This window comes from Streptosporangium sp. OZ121 (assembly GCF_051918885.1).
Taxonomy (GTDB): domain Bacteria; phylum Actinomycetota; class Actinomycetes; order Streptosporangiales; family Streptosporangiaceae; genus Streptosporangium.
This window is the reverse complement of sequence record NZ_JBPXMC010000020.1, coordinates 83,053-97,326: the sequence shown is the minus strand read 5'-3', so window position 1 is coordinate 97,326 and position 14,274 is coordinate 83,053. Positions and strand designations below refer to the sequence as shown.

Sequence of the window (14,274 nt, the reverse complement as noted above, 5' to 3'; positions counted from 1 at the left end):
CTCAATGAGAAGACTTGAGCGGGTTGTTCGTCGCGGTCCTGGCGTAGTCGAGGATGAGCTCCGCCGCCTCCTGCGTGCCGATCACCGGGTGACGGGCCGTGATGCGGTAGCCGTACGCGTCCTCGAGCGCGACGAGGTTGCGGGCGATGGGCAGCGAGTCGCCGGACAGCCTGAAGGTCTCCAGGGCGGCCCCGGTGTCGAGGATGCTCTGGTAGAGCGAGACCTGGCGGTCGTAGAGCGTGGTCAGCAGGAGCGCGTACATCCTGTTGCGGGCCGCGGCGCCGCCGAGCTCGTTGAGCAGCCGGACGTCCGGGTCGTCCGGGCCGTGCGGCAGCCCCGAGCGGATGGTCACGACGAGCTTCTCCGCGGGGTCGCGCATGCCGCTGATCCGCTTGAGCCTCTGCTCGTAGAAGCGCTCCATCCCGGCGTGGTGGGCGTCGACCAGCAACTCGCTGAGGCGCGGGTAGTGGTAGAGGACCGCTCCGGAGGTCAGACCGGCCTCCTCGGCGACGTGGTTGAGGTGCACCCCCTCGGTGCCGTGCCGGACGATCGCCCGGTGTGCGGCCGCGATGAGATCCAGGCGCCGGTCCGCCCGTCCCTTGCGCGTCATATTCCCCCGCTCGTTGAAAACCACGCTCTGTGCCGGGGTCCATAGTGGCCCTTTCCCAGCGTTTTTACCAGCCAAGAATTGAACCATTCTTCAAAAGCCGCAACCCCTAGACGCAAGGAGGCGTGATGTCTCTCACGATCCTGTTCATGCCGGAGAGTGCCTACGGGCCGACGAACAACTGCATCGGCATCGGTGACATTCTTCGTAAGCGCGGACATCGAGTCGTTTTCGCAGCTGAGGCCTCCTGGAAGGGGAAATTGGCGGCTCTCGGATTCGAGGAGGACCTGGTCGATCTCGCGCCGCCGTCCGAGGAGGAGCAGGACGCCGGGCAGTTCTGGAAGGACTTCATCAGGGACACCGCGCCCGAATACCGGAAGTCGACCCTGGAGCAGCTGGAGACGGTCACCAAGCCGATCTGGGACGCGCTTATCGACGGTGCCAAGTACTGCGAGCCTCAGCTGAAGGCGATTATCGAGCGCGTCCAGCCGGACGTCATCGTCGAGGACAACGTCATCACCTTCCCGGCGCTGCTGACGGCGGGCAAGCCGTTCGTGCGGATCGTGTCCTGCAACCCGCTGGAGGTGCGCGGCGAGGGCGTCGCGCCGGTCTTCTCCGGGCTGCCCGCCGACGACCGCTCCGAGTGGGACGCCTTCAACGCCGAGTACGACCGCACCCACCGCGAGATCTGGACCGCCTTCAACGAGTGGGTCGTCGAGCAGGGCGCCCGCCCGCTGCCGGACCTGGACTTCATCCACGAGGGCGACCTCAACCTGTACGTCTTCCCGGAGATCGCCGACTACACCGACGCCCGGCCGCTGGGCGACTCCTGGCACCGCCTGGACTCCTCGGTGCGCGAGACGGAGGGCGGCTTCGAGCTCCCCGCGTCGCTGGCCGGGCAGGAGGGGCCGCTGGTCTACTTCTCGCTGGGCTCGCTCGGCTCGGCGGACGTCGCCCTCATGCAGCGGGTCATCGACGTGCTGGCCACGACCCCGTACCGCTTCATCGTCTCCATGGGGCCGCTGCACGAGGAGATCAAGCTGGCCGACAACATGTGGGGCGCCGAGTTCGTGCCGCAGACCAAGATCATTCCGTTGGTCGACCTGGTCATCACGCACGGCGGCAACAACACCACCACCGAGGCGCTGCACTTCGGCAAGCCGATGATCCTGCTGCCCCTGTTCTGGGACCAGTACGACAACGCGCAGCGCGTGCACGAGCTCGGCTACGGCGTGCGCCTGGCCACCTACACCTTCTCCGACGAGGAGCTGACCGGCGCGCTGGAGCGGCTCCTGGGCGACACCGCGCTCCGCGAGCGCCTGGCCGCCGCGGGCGAGGAGATCCGCGGCAGGGACGGCCTGCGCAGGGCGGCCGACCTGATCGAGCGGGCCGGCGCCTGACGGCTCCCCGCATCACCACGACGAGGGAAGTTCCATGGGCAAGTTGATCAATCCGGCGACCGGCGACCTGCTGCGGGAGGTGGCCGACACCCCGATCGAGGAGGTGGCCGCCGCCGTGCGGCGGGCCCGCGCGGCGTTCGAGGAGTGGAGCACGGCGACCCCGGCCGAACGGTCCAGGGTGCTGCTGCGCTTCGCCGACCTCGTCGAGGGCGACGCCGAGGAGCTCACCCGGCTGGAGGTCATCGAGACCGGCAAGCCCGCCGCGGTCTTCCGCGACGGCGAGCTGCCGTTCGCGGCCGACAACCTCCGCTTCTTCGCCGGTGCGGCCCGCTCGCTGGACGGCACCGGCGCGGGAGTGCTCAGCTCCGGCTACACCTCGGTGCTGGTACGCCGCCCGGTCGGGGTCGTGGGATCGATCGCCCCCTGGAACTTCCCCCTGGTCATGGCGGTGTGGAAGATCGGCCCCGCGCTGGCGGCCGGGAACGCGGTGGTCATCAAGCCCGCCCCGCAGACGCCGGGCACCACGCTCAGGATGGCGGAGCTGTTCGCCCGCGCCGGCGCGCCCGACGGCCTGCTCCAGGTCGTCCTGGGCGACGCCGAGGTGGGGGAGGCCCTCGTCGCCGACCCGGGCGTCGACATGGTGAGCGTCACGGGTTCCACCGCGACCGGCCGCGCCGTCATGCGCGGTGCCACCGGCTCGCTGAAGCGGGTCCACCTGGAGCTCGGCGGCAAGGCCCCGGCGCTGGTCTTCGGCGACGCGGACCTGTCGGAGATGGCGAGGGGCGTCGCGATGGGCGCCACCTACAACACCGGTCAGGACTGCACGGCCGCGACCCGCGTCTACATCTCCCGCGACGTGTACGACGAGGCCGTCGAGGCGCTCCACGCGACGCTGGCCCAGATCACGGTGGGCGACCCCTGGGACCCGGCCACCGACATCGGCCCGCTGATCTCCGCCGGACACCGCGACCGCGTGCACGGCTTCGTCGAGCGCGCCGTCGCCGCGGGCGCCTCCGTGCTGCACGGCGGCGTCCCGCTCGAGGGGCCCGGGTTCCACTATCCGCCCACCCTGGTTTCCGGCGCCGCGCAGAACAGTGAGATCGTTCAGGGTGAGCTTTTCGGTCCGGTCCTCGTGGCGCTGCCCTTCGACGGTGAGGACGAGGCGGTACGGCTGGCCAACGACACCCCCTACGGGCTGGCCTCCTCGGTCTGGTCCAGGGACGTGGCGAGGGCACTGCGCGTCTCGCACCGGCTCGACGTGGGCGTGACCTGGGTGAACGACCATCTGCCCATCGCGTCCGAGGCACCGCACGGCGGGGTCAAGGGAAGTGGCTTCGGCAAGGACATGAGTCAGGAGGCGGTTCAGGAATACTCTGTGACCCGCCACCTGATGATCAAGCACCAGGCTCCGGAGGTGAGGGATTCCTTCCGGCCCGCCTGAAAACTTTGATGCCGTATGTCCCTTTTAAGGGGATATGTCGGCACTTACTCCATTCGAAGTGACATAAAGGATGTGCTCAAATTGCTTCCGCCGCTTCCAAATCCGGCGAGGGGTTACGTAGGCCAGTGATGACACAAGACCGCCGGAGCCACCGCGCGTCAGGGGTGGGCAGTCGACTCCTGCCGGCGAACTGGCGCGTGCGTCCCCGTCTGGTCGCGCTGATCCTGCTCCCGACCGCCGCGGCCGTGCTCCTCACCGGCCTCCAGCTCACCACGGCCCTGTCCACGGCCGGCGAGTACCGCCGGATGAGCGAGGTCGCCGCGCTGGTCGATTCGCTCGGCACCCTCTCCCACGAGATGGCCGAGGAGCGCGACCTCACCGCCTGGTCCATCGCCGCCAAGACCCGCACCAACCTGGGCAGGGTCAAGGAACAGCGCGCGGTGGTCGACCGGAGCAGGGACCAGGCGCTGGCCGCCATGGACGCCCTCGACGCGTCGCAGGCCGCCCGCGTCCGTACCGAGGTCGCCCAGATCCGCCGCTGGCTCAACGGGCTCCCCGGCCTGCGCAGGCTGATGACCGAGGGAAGCGTGCTCCCCCGGGCGGCCCTCGGCATGTACACGCGGATGATCACCGACTTCATCACCCTCCACGACGACCTGGGCCGCAGCGGCGGCGACGAGCGCCTCATCGGAGACGCGCTCGCGCTGGGCGCGCTGACCCGGGCCAAGGAGCAGGTCGCCAGGCAGCGCGGCACCCTCCTGGTCAGCTTCCTGGACCGCAAGTTCGACTTCGACGACCCCGCCGACCTCCTCGGCGCGTACCGGAGCCAGCAGAGCGAGGAGAACGCCTTCCGGGCCACCGCCTCCGCCTCCGACACCAAGGGTTTCCGTGACGCGGTCACCGGCCCCAAGGTCGACCAGGCCGACTCCGTGCGCGCCCTCGTCATGTCCCTCATGCGCGAGAACAAGCCGCTGGAGAGGATGGCCGGCCGCACCTGGCCCGCGAGCGCCAACACCTGGTACGGCGCCTCCACCTCGATCGTGGAGGGCATGCGGACCCTCGAGCGCCGCCTGGCGTCCGCGGTCGTCGCCCGCAGCCAGGAGATGGAGAGCGCCGAGCAGCGCAGCGCCGTGATCTCCGGCGCCTCGATCCTGGTCCTGCTGGTACTGATCCTGCTCATCACCGCCTGGGTGGCCGGCACGCTCGTCCGGCCGCTGCGCAGGCTGCGCAGCGAGGCGCTCGAGGTGGCCGACACCCGGCTGCCCGAGACCGTCCGGGTGCTGCGGGAGTCCGGCGACCACGCCCCGAACGTCGAGGTGCCCTCCATCGGAGTGGCCTCCCGCGACGAGATCGGGGAAGTGGCCCGGGCCTTCGACGAGGTCCACCGCGAGGCCATCCGGCTCGCCGGTGACGAGGCCCGCCTGCGCAGCAACATCAACGCGATGTTCGTCAACCTCTCCCGCCGCACCCAGTCGCTGGTGGAACGGCAGATCGACCTCATCGACGACCTGGAGCAGGGTGAGCAGGACGAGGGCCGGCTGGGCAGCCTCTTCAAGCTGGACCACCTGGCCACCCGCATGCGCCGCAACTCCGAGAACCTCCTGGTCCTCGCCGGCCAGGAGCAGAGCCGCCGGTGGAGCGAGCCGGTCCCGCTCAGCGACGTCGTCCGCGCCTCGCTGTCGGAGGTCGAGAACTACGAGCGGGTCAACCTCCGGGTCGAGTCGGGTATCTCGATCATCGGCCAGGCGGTCAACGACATCGTCCACCTGGTCGCGGAGCTCGTCGAGAACGCGATCTTCTTCTCGCCGCAGGACACCAAGATCACGGTGACCAGCAACGGCAACGAGATGGGCGCCGTCATCCTGGCGGTCACCGACTCCGGCATCGGGATGAGCGACGAGGAACTGGCCGAGGCCAACCGACGCCTGGCCGAGCCCCCCGCGGTGGACCTGTCGGTCTCCCGCCGGATGGGCCTGTTCGTGGTCGGCCGCCTGGCCATGCGCCACGGCATCAGGGTCCAGCTCAGGCGCCCGGACGCCGGCGGCCTCAGCGCCGTCGTGCTCCTGCCGGTGCAGGTGGTGGCCCAGTCCACGATGATGCCCGAGATGGCGATGTCGGCACAGGGCATGCCGTCCGGCTCCTTCGGGAGCCCGGCGAACTCGTTCGGCTCCATGTCCAGCATGTCCAGCATGTCCAACCAGGACTCGTTCGGCGCGGTGAACCCCGACCCGTTCGGCTCCGTCCCGAACCCGGACCCGTTCGGGACCGGGGCCGGGCGCGGCACCCGTCCGCAGGCCGGTCCCGGGGCGCCGCCCGCCCAGGCGCCTCCCCAGGTGCCGGCGCCGACGTCCGCGGACCTGTGGTCCGGGCCGGTGGTGCCCGCCTCCGCGGTGGAGGACCTGTGGTCGTCCCCCATGGCGTCGACCGCGCCGCCGTCGCTCCCCTCGGCCTGGCCCGACCCGCCCGCGATCGACCCCTGGACGCCGCAGCGGCTGGAACCGATGGAGAACACCCAGGCCCTTCCCGTGGTCGAGGTGCCGCCGACGGAACCGGAGCCCGAGGAGTTCCTGCCGATCTTCGCGGCGGTGGGCTCCGACTGGTTCCGCAGCAGCGCGTCCGTCGCCCCCGAGCCGGAGCCGGAGGCCGCTCCCGAGCCCGTGGCCGAGGTCAGGCCACGGCCGCTGGAGCAGCGGGTCAGGCGGGGTCCGCAGGGACTGGAGACCCAGAACATCCCGCAGATCACGCATTCCTCGCCACCGCCGCAGCAGCAGTCCCAGCCGCTGCCGCAGCGGACGCCGCAGCAGCAGTCCCAGCCGTTGCCGCAGCGGACACCCCAGCCGGCGCAGCAGCCCAGGCCGGCCGAGCCGGCGGCCGAGAGGCAGCCGTGGAGCACTCCCTCCGACCAGGGCTGGGCGGCCGCCGAGGTCGCCAAGAAGCCCGTGGAGGGCGGCGTGACCGGAGCGGGCCTGCCCAAGCGGGTGCCCAAGGCGAACCTCGTTCCCGGGGCCGCCTCCGCGGCTCCGGCGGCTCCGGCCCCCCCGATGCCGCCGATATCGGCGGAACGGGTGCGCAGCCGTCTATCCAGTTTCCAGCAAGGCGTACGGCAGGGACGTGCTGAGATGAGCGAGCGCGCCAACGCCGTCGAGGGAGAGAACCAGCAGTGAACAACCAACTCAGCCAGGCCGCTCGCGGCTTCAACTGGCTGATCACCGAGTTCGTCAAGGAGATGCCCGGAGTGGCGCACGCGGTGATCGTCTCCGCGGACGGGCTCCCGCTGGCCTACTCCCAGGGTTTCCCCAAGGACAGGGCGGACCAGCTCGCCGCGATCACGGCCGGTCTGATCAGTCTCACCCAGGGGGCCTCGCGGGTCTTCGAGGGCGGTCCCGTGGCACAGACGGTGATCGAGATGCAGCGGGGTCTCCTGCTGACCATGTCGATCAGCGACGGCTCCGCGCTGGCCGTGCTGGCCTCGCCGGACTGCGACATGGGCCTCGTGGCCTACCAGATGACACTGCTCGCAGAGCGTGCCGGCCAGGCGCTTACGCCTGCGCTCCGGGCCGAGCTGCAGTCGGTTCAGCGATAGGGGGGTGATATGGACGCACCAGGTTGGCGTGGCCCGGAGGAATCTCTGGGCACGTCCCAGGCCAAGAGCGGGCGAGATCGTTTGATCCGTCCGTATGCTGTGACCGGGGGCAGGACCGCTCCTCGGATGCAGCTCGCTCTCGAGGCGCTGGTCTCCTCGGCGACGTTCGCGGGCGTGGATCCCACCACGCTCTCCACGGAATATCAGGCGATCATCTCGCTGTCCCGGCAGGTGCGCTCGGTTGCCGAGCTTTCCGCCCTGTTGCGCATGCCTCTCGGCGTGACCCGGGTGCTGATCGCGGACATGGCGGCCGAGGGCTTGGTGCAGATCCACCAGCCGTCGCTGGATGCGGGTAAGCCGGATCTCAATTTGCTTGAAAGGGTGCTCAGTGGGCTTCGCAGGCTCTGACGCCGGAATGACGTCGACGAAGATCGTCGTTGCCGGCGGGTTCGGTGTCGGCAAGACGACCTTCGTCGGTGCGGTCTCCGAGATCATGCCGCTGACCACGGAAGCGGTGATGACGGAGGCGAGTGCGGACGTCGACGACCTCTCGCACATTCCGACAAAGCGGACCACCACGGTCGCCATGGACTTCGGCCGGGTCTCGCTGGACCGTGATCTGATCCTGTACCTGTTCGGTACGCCGGGTCAGCACCGGTTCTGGTTCATGTGGGACGACCTCGTGAAGGGCGCGATCGGCGCGATCGTGCTCGTCGACACCCGGCGGCTGGCCGACAGCTTCCCGGCGATCGACTACTTCGAAGAGGCCGGCCTGCCGTTCGTCGTGGCCCTCAACGGGTTCGGCGGATCGCACGTCCACGGTGAGGAGGAGGTGCGGGAGGCTCTGACGATCGCCCCGCACATCCCCATCGTCCGGACCGACGCCCGGTCCCGCGACGCCGTGAAGTCGACCTTGATCACCTTGGTCGAGCACGTTCTCACCCTCCGGGTCTGACGTCCCGGCGCGGGCCTCGTCCTCATCGGGACGGGGCCCGCGCCTTCGGGGAGACCCGCTTTCGCGAAGACCCTCGCTCTCGCGGAAGGCGGAGGCCGTCCGGTCCGGCCGGCCCGCGGTGGGCACCGCGAAGAAAACCGGCGCCGGCCGGCGCCGGGCCGTGGGCCTTCGGCCACGCGCCGACGGCGACCTCGCCGAGGGCCCCGAGCGCGTTCACCGCGATCTTCCCGCCCCCGAGGTCCCCGGGTTCCCCGGTGGGCGAGTCCGTGACGACCTCGACGCCGGTGGCGAGCTCGGCCTTCTCCGGGCCCGCGCTGTTGGCCGGCCTTCCCATGCCGGTGCCGGAATCGCCGCACGAGGCGGGCGCCGGAGCGGCGACAAGGCCGATCAGGGAATTACGGATAGAAAATCCGATCCTTATAGGGCTTCCTTAGTTAGGATCCTCTCCTGCCCGCCGGTAGGACCTCAAACGTGAGGATGGCGCGGTATGGCGGCGCGTCGGCCTGGCGGGCGGATGACCGCGAACATTTACACGTCACTTATATCGAAATATAGGGCGTGAATATATTATTTGTGACCGCATCTGGTTCGTGGCTGGTGGTCGGAAAGACCACCGTCAGGTTGCCGGGCGTCTGCCGGACCGGGACTCCGCACACTTCGACGGTTCCGCCGGTCGGCCTGACGAGGCCGGTGGCGAGACCGGTGGCGAGGTCGGTGAAGGGGCCGGTGGAGAGGGCGGTAACGGGGCCGGTGACGGGGCGCGGCGGGGTGGGCTTCACGCGGTCCGAAGGGCCGGCGGCGCGGAGGCTCCGACGCTCGGTCCGGATCCGTCGACGGCACGGTGTGCTTTCCCACCGCCGCCGTGGGCGTGGGTGAGGCCGACGATTTCGAGCAAGGTGATTCCCGGGGCGCGATTCGCCGGAACGGGTGCGGGGACTCCGGCGGAGCTCATGGCGCCCGGTGGTGTTATGTCTGATTCATGCCACCCTGCTGTTTATTGTGAAATATGTTCTAAATCGACAATTTGATGAGAGAATAGCGGAATTCGTATTGTAGATATGTGTAGACGCTAGAATCCTGCCGTTCTTCGTCCGGAAGATCGTTTCTTCATGTCGCGCGGCCTTGGGGGATCCATGAGATTACGCTCGTCCGTTGTCGGAATCCTGACGCTGGCACTTGTCGCGGTCACCGGATGCGGCGGCGCCGAGGAGTCCACCGGGGACGCCGGCGGCTCCGGCCCGGAGAAGGTCAGGATCAACGTCGGCACGATCCCGGTCCTCGACACGGCCCCGCTGCAGATCGCGCTGGAGAAGGGGCTGTTCGGGAAGCAGGGTCTCGAGGTCAAGCTGAGCATGCTCGCGGGTGGCGCGGAGGCCGTTCCCAAGCTCAAGGGCGGCAGCCTGGACGTCAGCTTCGGCAACTACGTCTCCTTCTTCAGTGCCCACGCCAAGGGTGTCATCGACCTCAAGATCGTTTCCGACGGCTTCCAGAGCGCTCCCGGGACGCATACGATCATGGTCGCCAAGGACAGCCCGATCCAGACCGTGGCCGACCTCAAGGGCAGGACCATCGCGGTCAACACCAAGCGCAACATCGCGACGATGCTGACCCGGGTGGCCGCCAAGGCGCACAACATCGAGCTCGACGAGGACAAGAGCTTCGTGGAGTTCCCCTTCCCGGAGATGGAGAGCGTGCTGAAGGCGGGCACGGCCGACGCCGTCGTGGTCGTGGAGCCGTTCGGCACCTTGATCGGCCGGTCCATCGGCGCCCGGGTCCTCTGGGACCTCTCCCAGGGCCCGACCGCGGACTTCCCGATCGCCGGCTACGCGGTGACCTCGGAGTTCGCCTTGGCGAACCCCAACACCGTGGCGGCGTTCCAGCGGGCGATGTCGGAGGCCAAGGCGCTCGCGGCCGACCGGGCGAACGTGATCGCGGCCATCCCGAAATACACCAAGATCACCGAGGACACGGCGGCCGACCTCGCCTTCGGAAGCTTCCCCACCACGCTGAACGCCACGAGTCTCCAGCGGGTCACCGACACCATGCGCGAGTCCGGCCTCCTCGACGAGACGCTCAACGTGCAGGACCTCATCGTCGCCGGCACGTGAACAGAAACCGTGTCATCCGGGGGGCGATCGGGGCCTGCGCGGCGATGGTCCTCGCCGAGACGGTCGTCCGGCTGGGGATCGCCGGCTCGGAGGTCGTCCCACCGGTCTCGGTCGTGCTGCTCCGGTCCGTCACGCTGGCGGGAGACCCCCTCTTCCTCGCCGGTGTGGCGGACACGGTCCTGGCCTGGCTGGTCGGCCTGGCCCTGGCCGTCGTCGTGGCGGTCACCGCCGGCGTGGTGCTCGGATCGGTTCCGTGGCTCAGCACGCCGAGCCGGGTCGTGGTGGAGTTTCTCCGCCCGATCCCCTCGGTGGCGTTGATCCCGCTGGCGATTCTGCTGTTCGGGGCGGAGACCGAGATGAAGGTGTCCCTGATCCTCTACGCGGCCTCCTGGCCCATCCTGCTCAACACGCTCTACGCGCTTCGGGACGTGGATCCCGTGGCGAAGGACGCGCTGCGTAGTTTCGGCTTCGGTCCCCTGGCCGTGCTCTGGCGGGTCTCGCTCCCCAGCGCGGCGCCGTTCGTGGCGACCGGGGTGCGTGTCTCCGCGGGCATCGCGCTGGTCGTGGTCGTGAGCGCCGAACTGCTGAGCGGCGGCACGCGCGGCCTCGGCGTCTTCCTCATCACCGCGGGCAGCTCCGGAGGCAACACCGACGTGATACTGGCCGGTGCGGTCTGGGCGGGAGCGCTCGGCCTCGTCGTCAACGCGCTGCTCCTCCGGGCGGAGCGCGCCCTCTTCGGCTGGCACTTCGCGCGCGCCGAGGAGACGACACGATGAGCCGGGCCGGTACGGCGGCGCGCGGTGTCATCACCGGGGCGGTGTCCCGGTTCTGGCTCGCGGCCGCGTTGGTCGCGGTCTGGGAGGTGGCCACCCGGATCATCCAGGAGAGCTACTTCCCGCCGCCGTCGCAGATCGTCGCGACGATGTACGAGCTGTGGTTCTCCGGTCCGGCGAGCCGGCTGTTCCTCACCCAGGACGCGCTGGACGACTTCGGGCACAGCCTGTACAACCTCTTCGGAGGGTGGGCGCTCGCCTGTCTCGCGGGGGTCGCCGTCGGCATCGCGCTGGGCCTGTCCCGCACGCTGGCCGACTACGTGGAGCCCATGGTCCACTTCGGACGGGCGGTTCCGCCGCCCACCCTGATCTCCTTTTACATCGTGGCGTTCCAGCTCGGGACGCCCATGCAGGTGGCGACCATCGTCTCCGGAGTCATCTGGCCGGTGTTGCTCAACACCACCGACGGCGTCCGTACGGTGGAGCAGCTCCATCTGGACAGTGCCGAGGTCTTCGGGGTGCGGGGGATCCGGAGGCTGCTGTGGATCATCATCCCCGGCGCGGCTCCCAAGATCGTGGCCGGGCTCCGGATCAGCCTGGGCCTCGCCCTGATCCTGATGGTCCTGTCCGAGCTCATCGGGAGCACCGTGGGCATCGGCTCGCTTCTCATAGGCGCACAGCGCAGCTTCGAACTGCCCCAGATGTGGGCGGGAATCGTGATCCTGGGCGTACTGGGATACCTGCTCAACGCCGTCTTCGTGGCGGTGGAGAAGCGGGCGCTCAGGTGGCATCTGAACGAGCGGAGTGCGACATGAACCCCGGACGGACATCGAGGACGCCATGCGAGTACTGATCATCGGAGGTGGCATCGGAGGGCTCACCACCGCGCTGAGCCTTCACGCCGCGGGTATCGACTGCGTGATCGCCGAGTCGGCCGTGGAGTTGCGCCCGCTGGGGGTGGGCATCAACCTGCAACCCCACGCCGTCCGGGAGCTGACCGAGCTCGGCGTGGGGGACGAGCTCGCGGAGATCGGCGTCCCGACGGGTTCCATGAACTTCACGGACAGGTTCGGCGGAACGATCCTGTCGCTGCCGCGCGGAAGGTTCGCGGGATACAACTGGCCCCAGTACTCCGTTCACCGCGGTGAGCTGCAGATGCTGCTTCTGTCCGCGGTGCGTGAACGGCTCGGCGCCGGTGCCGTCAGGACCGGGCTGCGACTGGAGGACTTCGAGCAGTACGAGACCGGGTCCGCCGGACCCGCCGGCGTCACCGGCGTCACGGTGTCGCTGCGCGACGTGCGGACCGGTGAGCACCTGAAGGAGACGGCCGACGTCCTCGTGGGCGCGGACGGTATCCACTCGGCCGTGCGTGCCCGGCTGCATCCCGGCGACGGGCCGCTGATGTGGAACGGGATCCGGATGTGGCGGGGAACGGCCGAGGGAGACCCTTTTCTCGACGGCACCACGATGATCGTCGCGGGTTCCAACCTGTCGGCGAAGTTCGTGGTCTACCCCATCTCGCGGGCTCGGGCCCGGGGACGAGTGCTGATCAACTGGGTGGCCGAGGTGATGACCGCCGAACCCGGCACCGTCCCGGCCGCCGACTGGTCCAGACCCGGCCGTCTGGAGGACGTGCTCCCGCATTTCGACGGCTGGAGACTGCCCTACCTGGACGTGCCCGCGCTCATCTCCGGTTCGGAACGGATCCTGGAGTACCCCATGGTGGACAAGGATCCGCTCCCCTGGTGGGGAGCGGGCCGGGTCACCCTGCTGGGAGACGCCGCGCATCCGATGTACCCGGTGGGCGCCAACGGCGGCTCGCAGGCCGTGCTGGACGCCCGGGTCCTGGCCAGGGAGCTGGCCGGCGCGACCGATCCGGCCGCGGGACTGGCCGCGTACGAGAAGGAGCGCAGGACCGCCACCACGGGGCTCGTGCTCGCCCATCGTGAGCTGCCCATGGAGAAGACCATCGCCCTGGTCACCGAGCGGGCGCCCGGCGGGTTCGACGACATCGCGGACGTGCTCACGCCGAAGGAACTGGCGGAGATGGCCGCCGCCCAGCAGAGGATCACCGACGTGGACGTGAGCGCCCTCAACGCCCGTTCCTCATGGAATGTTCGTCTGACGGGTGGCCCGGGCCGGTGACCGCCGAACCGGCCGGGAGCGAGACCGTTCCCGGAGGACGGGTCGCGCTCCCGGCCCGGAAGCGCGGGCGGTTCGCGAGGCGGGCGAAACGGCGACGGCCGGTGACGCGAGGTTCACGTCACCGGCCGTCGGCCGTCACTCCACAGCCCCGTCACCACGCAGGCCCGTCACGCAGGTCCGTCACCACACAGCCCCGTCACGCAGGTCCGTCACCACGCAGGACCGTCACACAGGCAGGGCCTCCACGATGGAGGCTCCCTGGGGCAGCTCCACCTGCCGGCTGAGCCGGAAGTCGGAGGCCTCCAGCAGTGCGGCGTACTCGGAGGTGCTGCGCTCCATGCCGTCCCCGAACAGGGCGAGCATGCGCATGTCGATGTCCTTGCTGATGTGCGGCCGGTCGTCGTCGGGCACCACGGCCTCCACCAGCAGCACCCGGCCGTCGTCGGAAATGGCCTTACGGACATTGCGCAGAATCTGCACCGAGTCCTCGTCGGACCAGTTGTGGATGACGCTGCTCAACAGATAGGTGTCGCCGCCCTCGGGTACCGAGGCGAAGAAATCGCCGGAGACGAATTTGCACCGGTCTTCAAGAGCGGCCTCGGTGAAGAATCGCTTGGCGTCTTCGACCACCTGTTCCTGGTCGAAAAGAATGCCCGCGACATTTGAATACCTGTTCAAAACGGAGGTCAGGATGTGGCCCTTGCCGCCGGCCACGTCCACCAGCGTGCGCACGCCGGAGAAGTCGTAGCGCTCGGCCACCGCGTCCGCGAAGGGCTTGGCCCGGACCACCATGTAGTCGTTGAACAGGGCCCCGGCCCGGGGGTTGGCCTTGAGGTAGCCGTACAGCGGGCCGTGCCGCTCGGCGAACCCCGACCTGCCGGTGCGGGCGGTCTGCGGGACCTTGCCCATGCCGTACCAGAAGCCCTCCTCGGCGATCATCCGTACCGCCGGGCGCAGCGAGCCCGGCACGTCGTCGCGGAGGGTGGCTCCGGCCTCGGTCAGCTCGTACACGCCGGGCCGTACCGTCGCGACGATGCCCATGGAGGCGAGTTCGCGAAGCACCCTGCCGAGCGCGGGCGCGTCGGCGCCGCAGCGCCGCGCGAGCTCGTCGACGTCCAGGGGCCCGTCGCGCAGGTGGTCGGCGCAGCCGAGCTCGGCCATCGTCGCGAGGGCGGCGAAGCGGGAGACGCCGCCGATCGCGTCCCAGACCGGTGCCTGTGGGTTGCTCATGGAGATCCTCTCTGTGCGGCGTGCGGATCCGT

12 protein-coding genes are annotated in these 14,274 nt (G+C 69.4%); 10 read left to right on the top strand and 2 right to left on the bottom strand.

All coding sequences use genetic code 11. The features are described from left to right. Window position 1: 1 nt before the first annotated feature. A complete protein-coding gene (locus tag ACTOQ1_RS29425; protein WP_440071216.1) occupies window positions 2-610 on the bottom strand; it encodes a TetR/AcrR family transcriptional regulator in 609 nt (202 codons plus the stop codon). Window positions 611-735: 125 nt separating this feature from the next. Between ACTOQ1_RS29425 and ACTOQ1_RS29420 the strand changes: the two genes are divergently transcribed. The 10 genes from ACTOQ1_RS29420 to ACTOQ1_RS29375 all read left to right on the top strand — a co-directional run bounded on the left by ACTOQ1_RS29420 (window position 736) and on the right by ACTOQ1_RS29375 (window position 13,012). Then, complete coding sequence (locus ACTOQ1_RS29420) at window positions 736-2,007, top strand: glycosyltransferase (RefSeq protein WP_440071215.1); 1,272 nt, start codon at window positions 736-738, stop codon at window positions 2,005-2,007. Window positions 2,008-2,041: 34 nt separating this feature from the next. Beyond that, window positions 2,042-3,448 (top strand): aminobutyraldehyde dehydrogenase, encoded by a 1,407-nt coding sequence (locus ACTOQ1_RS29415; protein ID WP_440071214.1) that lies wholly within the window; start codon window positions 2,042-2,044, stop codon window positions 3,446-3,448. A 197-nt stretch (window positions 3,449-3,645) separates the two neighbouring features. Then, window positions 3,646-6,612: a sensor histidine kinase gene (locus ACTOQ1_RS29410; RefSeq protein ID WP_440071213.1), complete on the top strand. Its 2,967-nt coding sequence runs from the start codon at window positions 3,646-3,648 to the stop codon at window positions 6,610-6,612. Continuing rightward, window positions 6,609-7,031: a roadblock/LC7 domain-containing protein gene (locus ACTOQ1_RS29405; RefSeq protein ID WP_030906232.1), complete on the top strand. Its 423-nt coding sequence runs from the start codon at window positions 6,609-6,611 to the stop codon at window positions 7,029-7,031. Before ACTOQ1_RS29410 ends, ACTOQ1_RS29405 begins: the two co-directional genes overlap by 4 nt. A gap of 9 nt (window positions 7,032-7,040) precedes the next feature. Then, window positions 7,041-7,439, top strand: coding sequence for a DUF742 domain-containing protein (locus tag ACTOQ1_RS29400; protein ID WP_362680287.1), 399 nt, complete (start codon window positions 7,041-7,043; stop codon window positions 7,437-7,439). A gap of 7 nt (window positions 7,440-7,446) precedes the next feature. Continuing rightward, the gene (locus ACTOQ1_RS29395) at window positions 7,447-7,986 is read left to right on the top strand and encodes a GTP-binding protein (protein ID WP_362840741.1); all 540 of its coding nucleotides are present in this window, start codon (window positions 7,447-7,449) and stop codon (window positions 7,984-7,986) included. A 1,133-nt stretch (window positions 7,987-9,119) separates the two neighbouring features. Further along, window positions 9,120-10,094 carry an ABC transporter substrate-binding protein gene (locus ACTOQ1_RS29390; RefSeq protein WP_440071212.1) on the top strand — a complete coding sequence of 325 codons (975 nt, stop codon included), beginning with the start codon at window positions 9,120-9,122 and terminating at the stop codon, window positions 10,092-10,094. Continuing rightward, on the top strand, window positions 10,091-10,870 hold the full coding sequence (locus ACTOQ1_RS29385) for an ABC transporter permease (protein WP_440071211.1): 780 nt from the start codon (window positions 10,091-10,093) through the stop codon (window positions 10,868-10,870). The genes ACTOQ1_RS29390 and ACTOQ1_RS29385 overlap by 4 nt, the downstream gene beginning before the upstream one ends. After that, window positions 10,867-11,682, top strand: coding sequence for an ABC transporter permease (locus ACTOQ1_RS29380; protein ID WP_440071210.1), 816 nt, complete (start codon window positions 10,867-10,869; stop codon window positions 11,680-11,682). Before ACTOQ1_RS29385 ends, ACTOQ1_RS29380 begins: the two co-directional genes overlap by 4 nt. Before the next feature lie 25 nt (window positions 11,683-11,707). Further along, entirely contained in the window at window positions 11,708-13,012 is a 1,305-nt protein-coding gene (locus ACTOQ1_RS29375) for a flavin-dependent oxidoreductase (protein ID WP_440071209.1), read from the top strand. Between the two features lie 225 nt (window positions 13,013-13,237). Here the strand turns inward: ACTOQ1_RS29375 and ACTOQ1_RS29370 are convergent, their stop codons facing one another. Continuing rightward, on the bottom strand, window positions 13,238-14,242 hold the full coding sequence (locus tag ACTOQ1_RS29370) for a methyltransferase (RefSeq protein ID WP_440071208.1): 1,005 nt from the start codon (window positions 14,240-14,242) through the stop codon (window positions 13,238-13,240). Window positions 14,243-14,274 lie beyond the last annotated feature (32 nt).

Bases quoted from the DNA above. Each gene is read 5' to 3' on its own strand.
- ACTOQ1_RS29395 (WP_362840741.1), top strand. From the start codon at position 7,447: ATGACGTCGACGAAGATCGTCGTTGCCGGCGGGTTCGGTGTCGGCAAG.
- ACTOQ1_RS29400 (WP_362680287.1), top strand. From the start codon at position 7,041: ATGGACGCACCAGGTTGGCGTGGCCCGGAGGAATCTCTGGGCACGTCC.
- ACTOQ1_RS29425 (WP_440071216.1), bottom strand. From the start codon at position 610: ATGACGCGCAAGGGACGGGCGGACCGGCGCCTGGATCTCATCGCGGCC.
- ACTOQ1_RS29370 (WP_440071208.1), bottom strand. From the start codon at position 14,242: ATGAGCAACCCACAGGCACCGGTCTGGGACGCGATCGGCGGCGTCTCC.
- ACTOQ1_RS29415 (WP_440071214.1), top strand. From the start codon at position 2,042: ATGGGCAAGTTGATCAATCCGGCGACCGGCGACCTGCTGCGGGAGGTG.
- ACTOQ1_RS29390 (WP_440071212.1), top strand. From the start codon at position 9,120: ATGAGATTACGCTCGTCCGTTGTCGGAATCCTGACGCTGGCACTTGTC.
- ACTOQ1_RS29420 (WP_440071215.1), top strand. From the start codon at position 736: ATGTCTCTCACGATCCTGTTCATGCCGGAGAGTGCCTACGGGCCGACG.
- ACTOQ1_RS29375 (WP_440071209.1), top strand. From the start codon at position 11,708: ATGCGAGTACTGATCATCGGAGGTGGCATCGGAGGGCTCACCACCGCG.
- ACTOQ1_RS29380 (WP_440071210.1), top strand. From the start codon at position 10,867: ATGAGCCGGGCCGGTACGGCGGCGCGCGGTGTCATCACCGGGGCGGTG.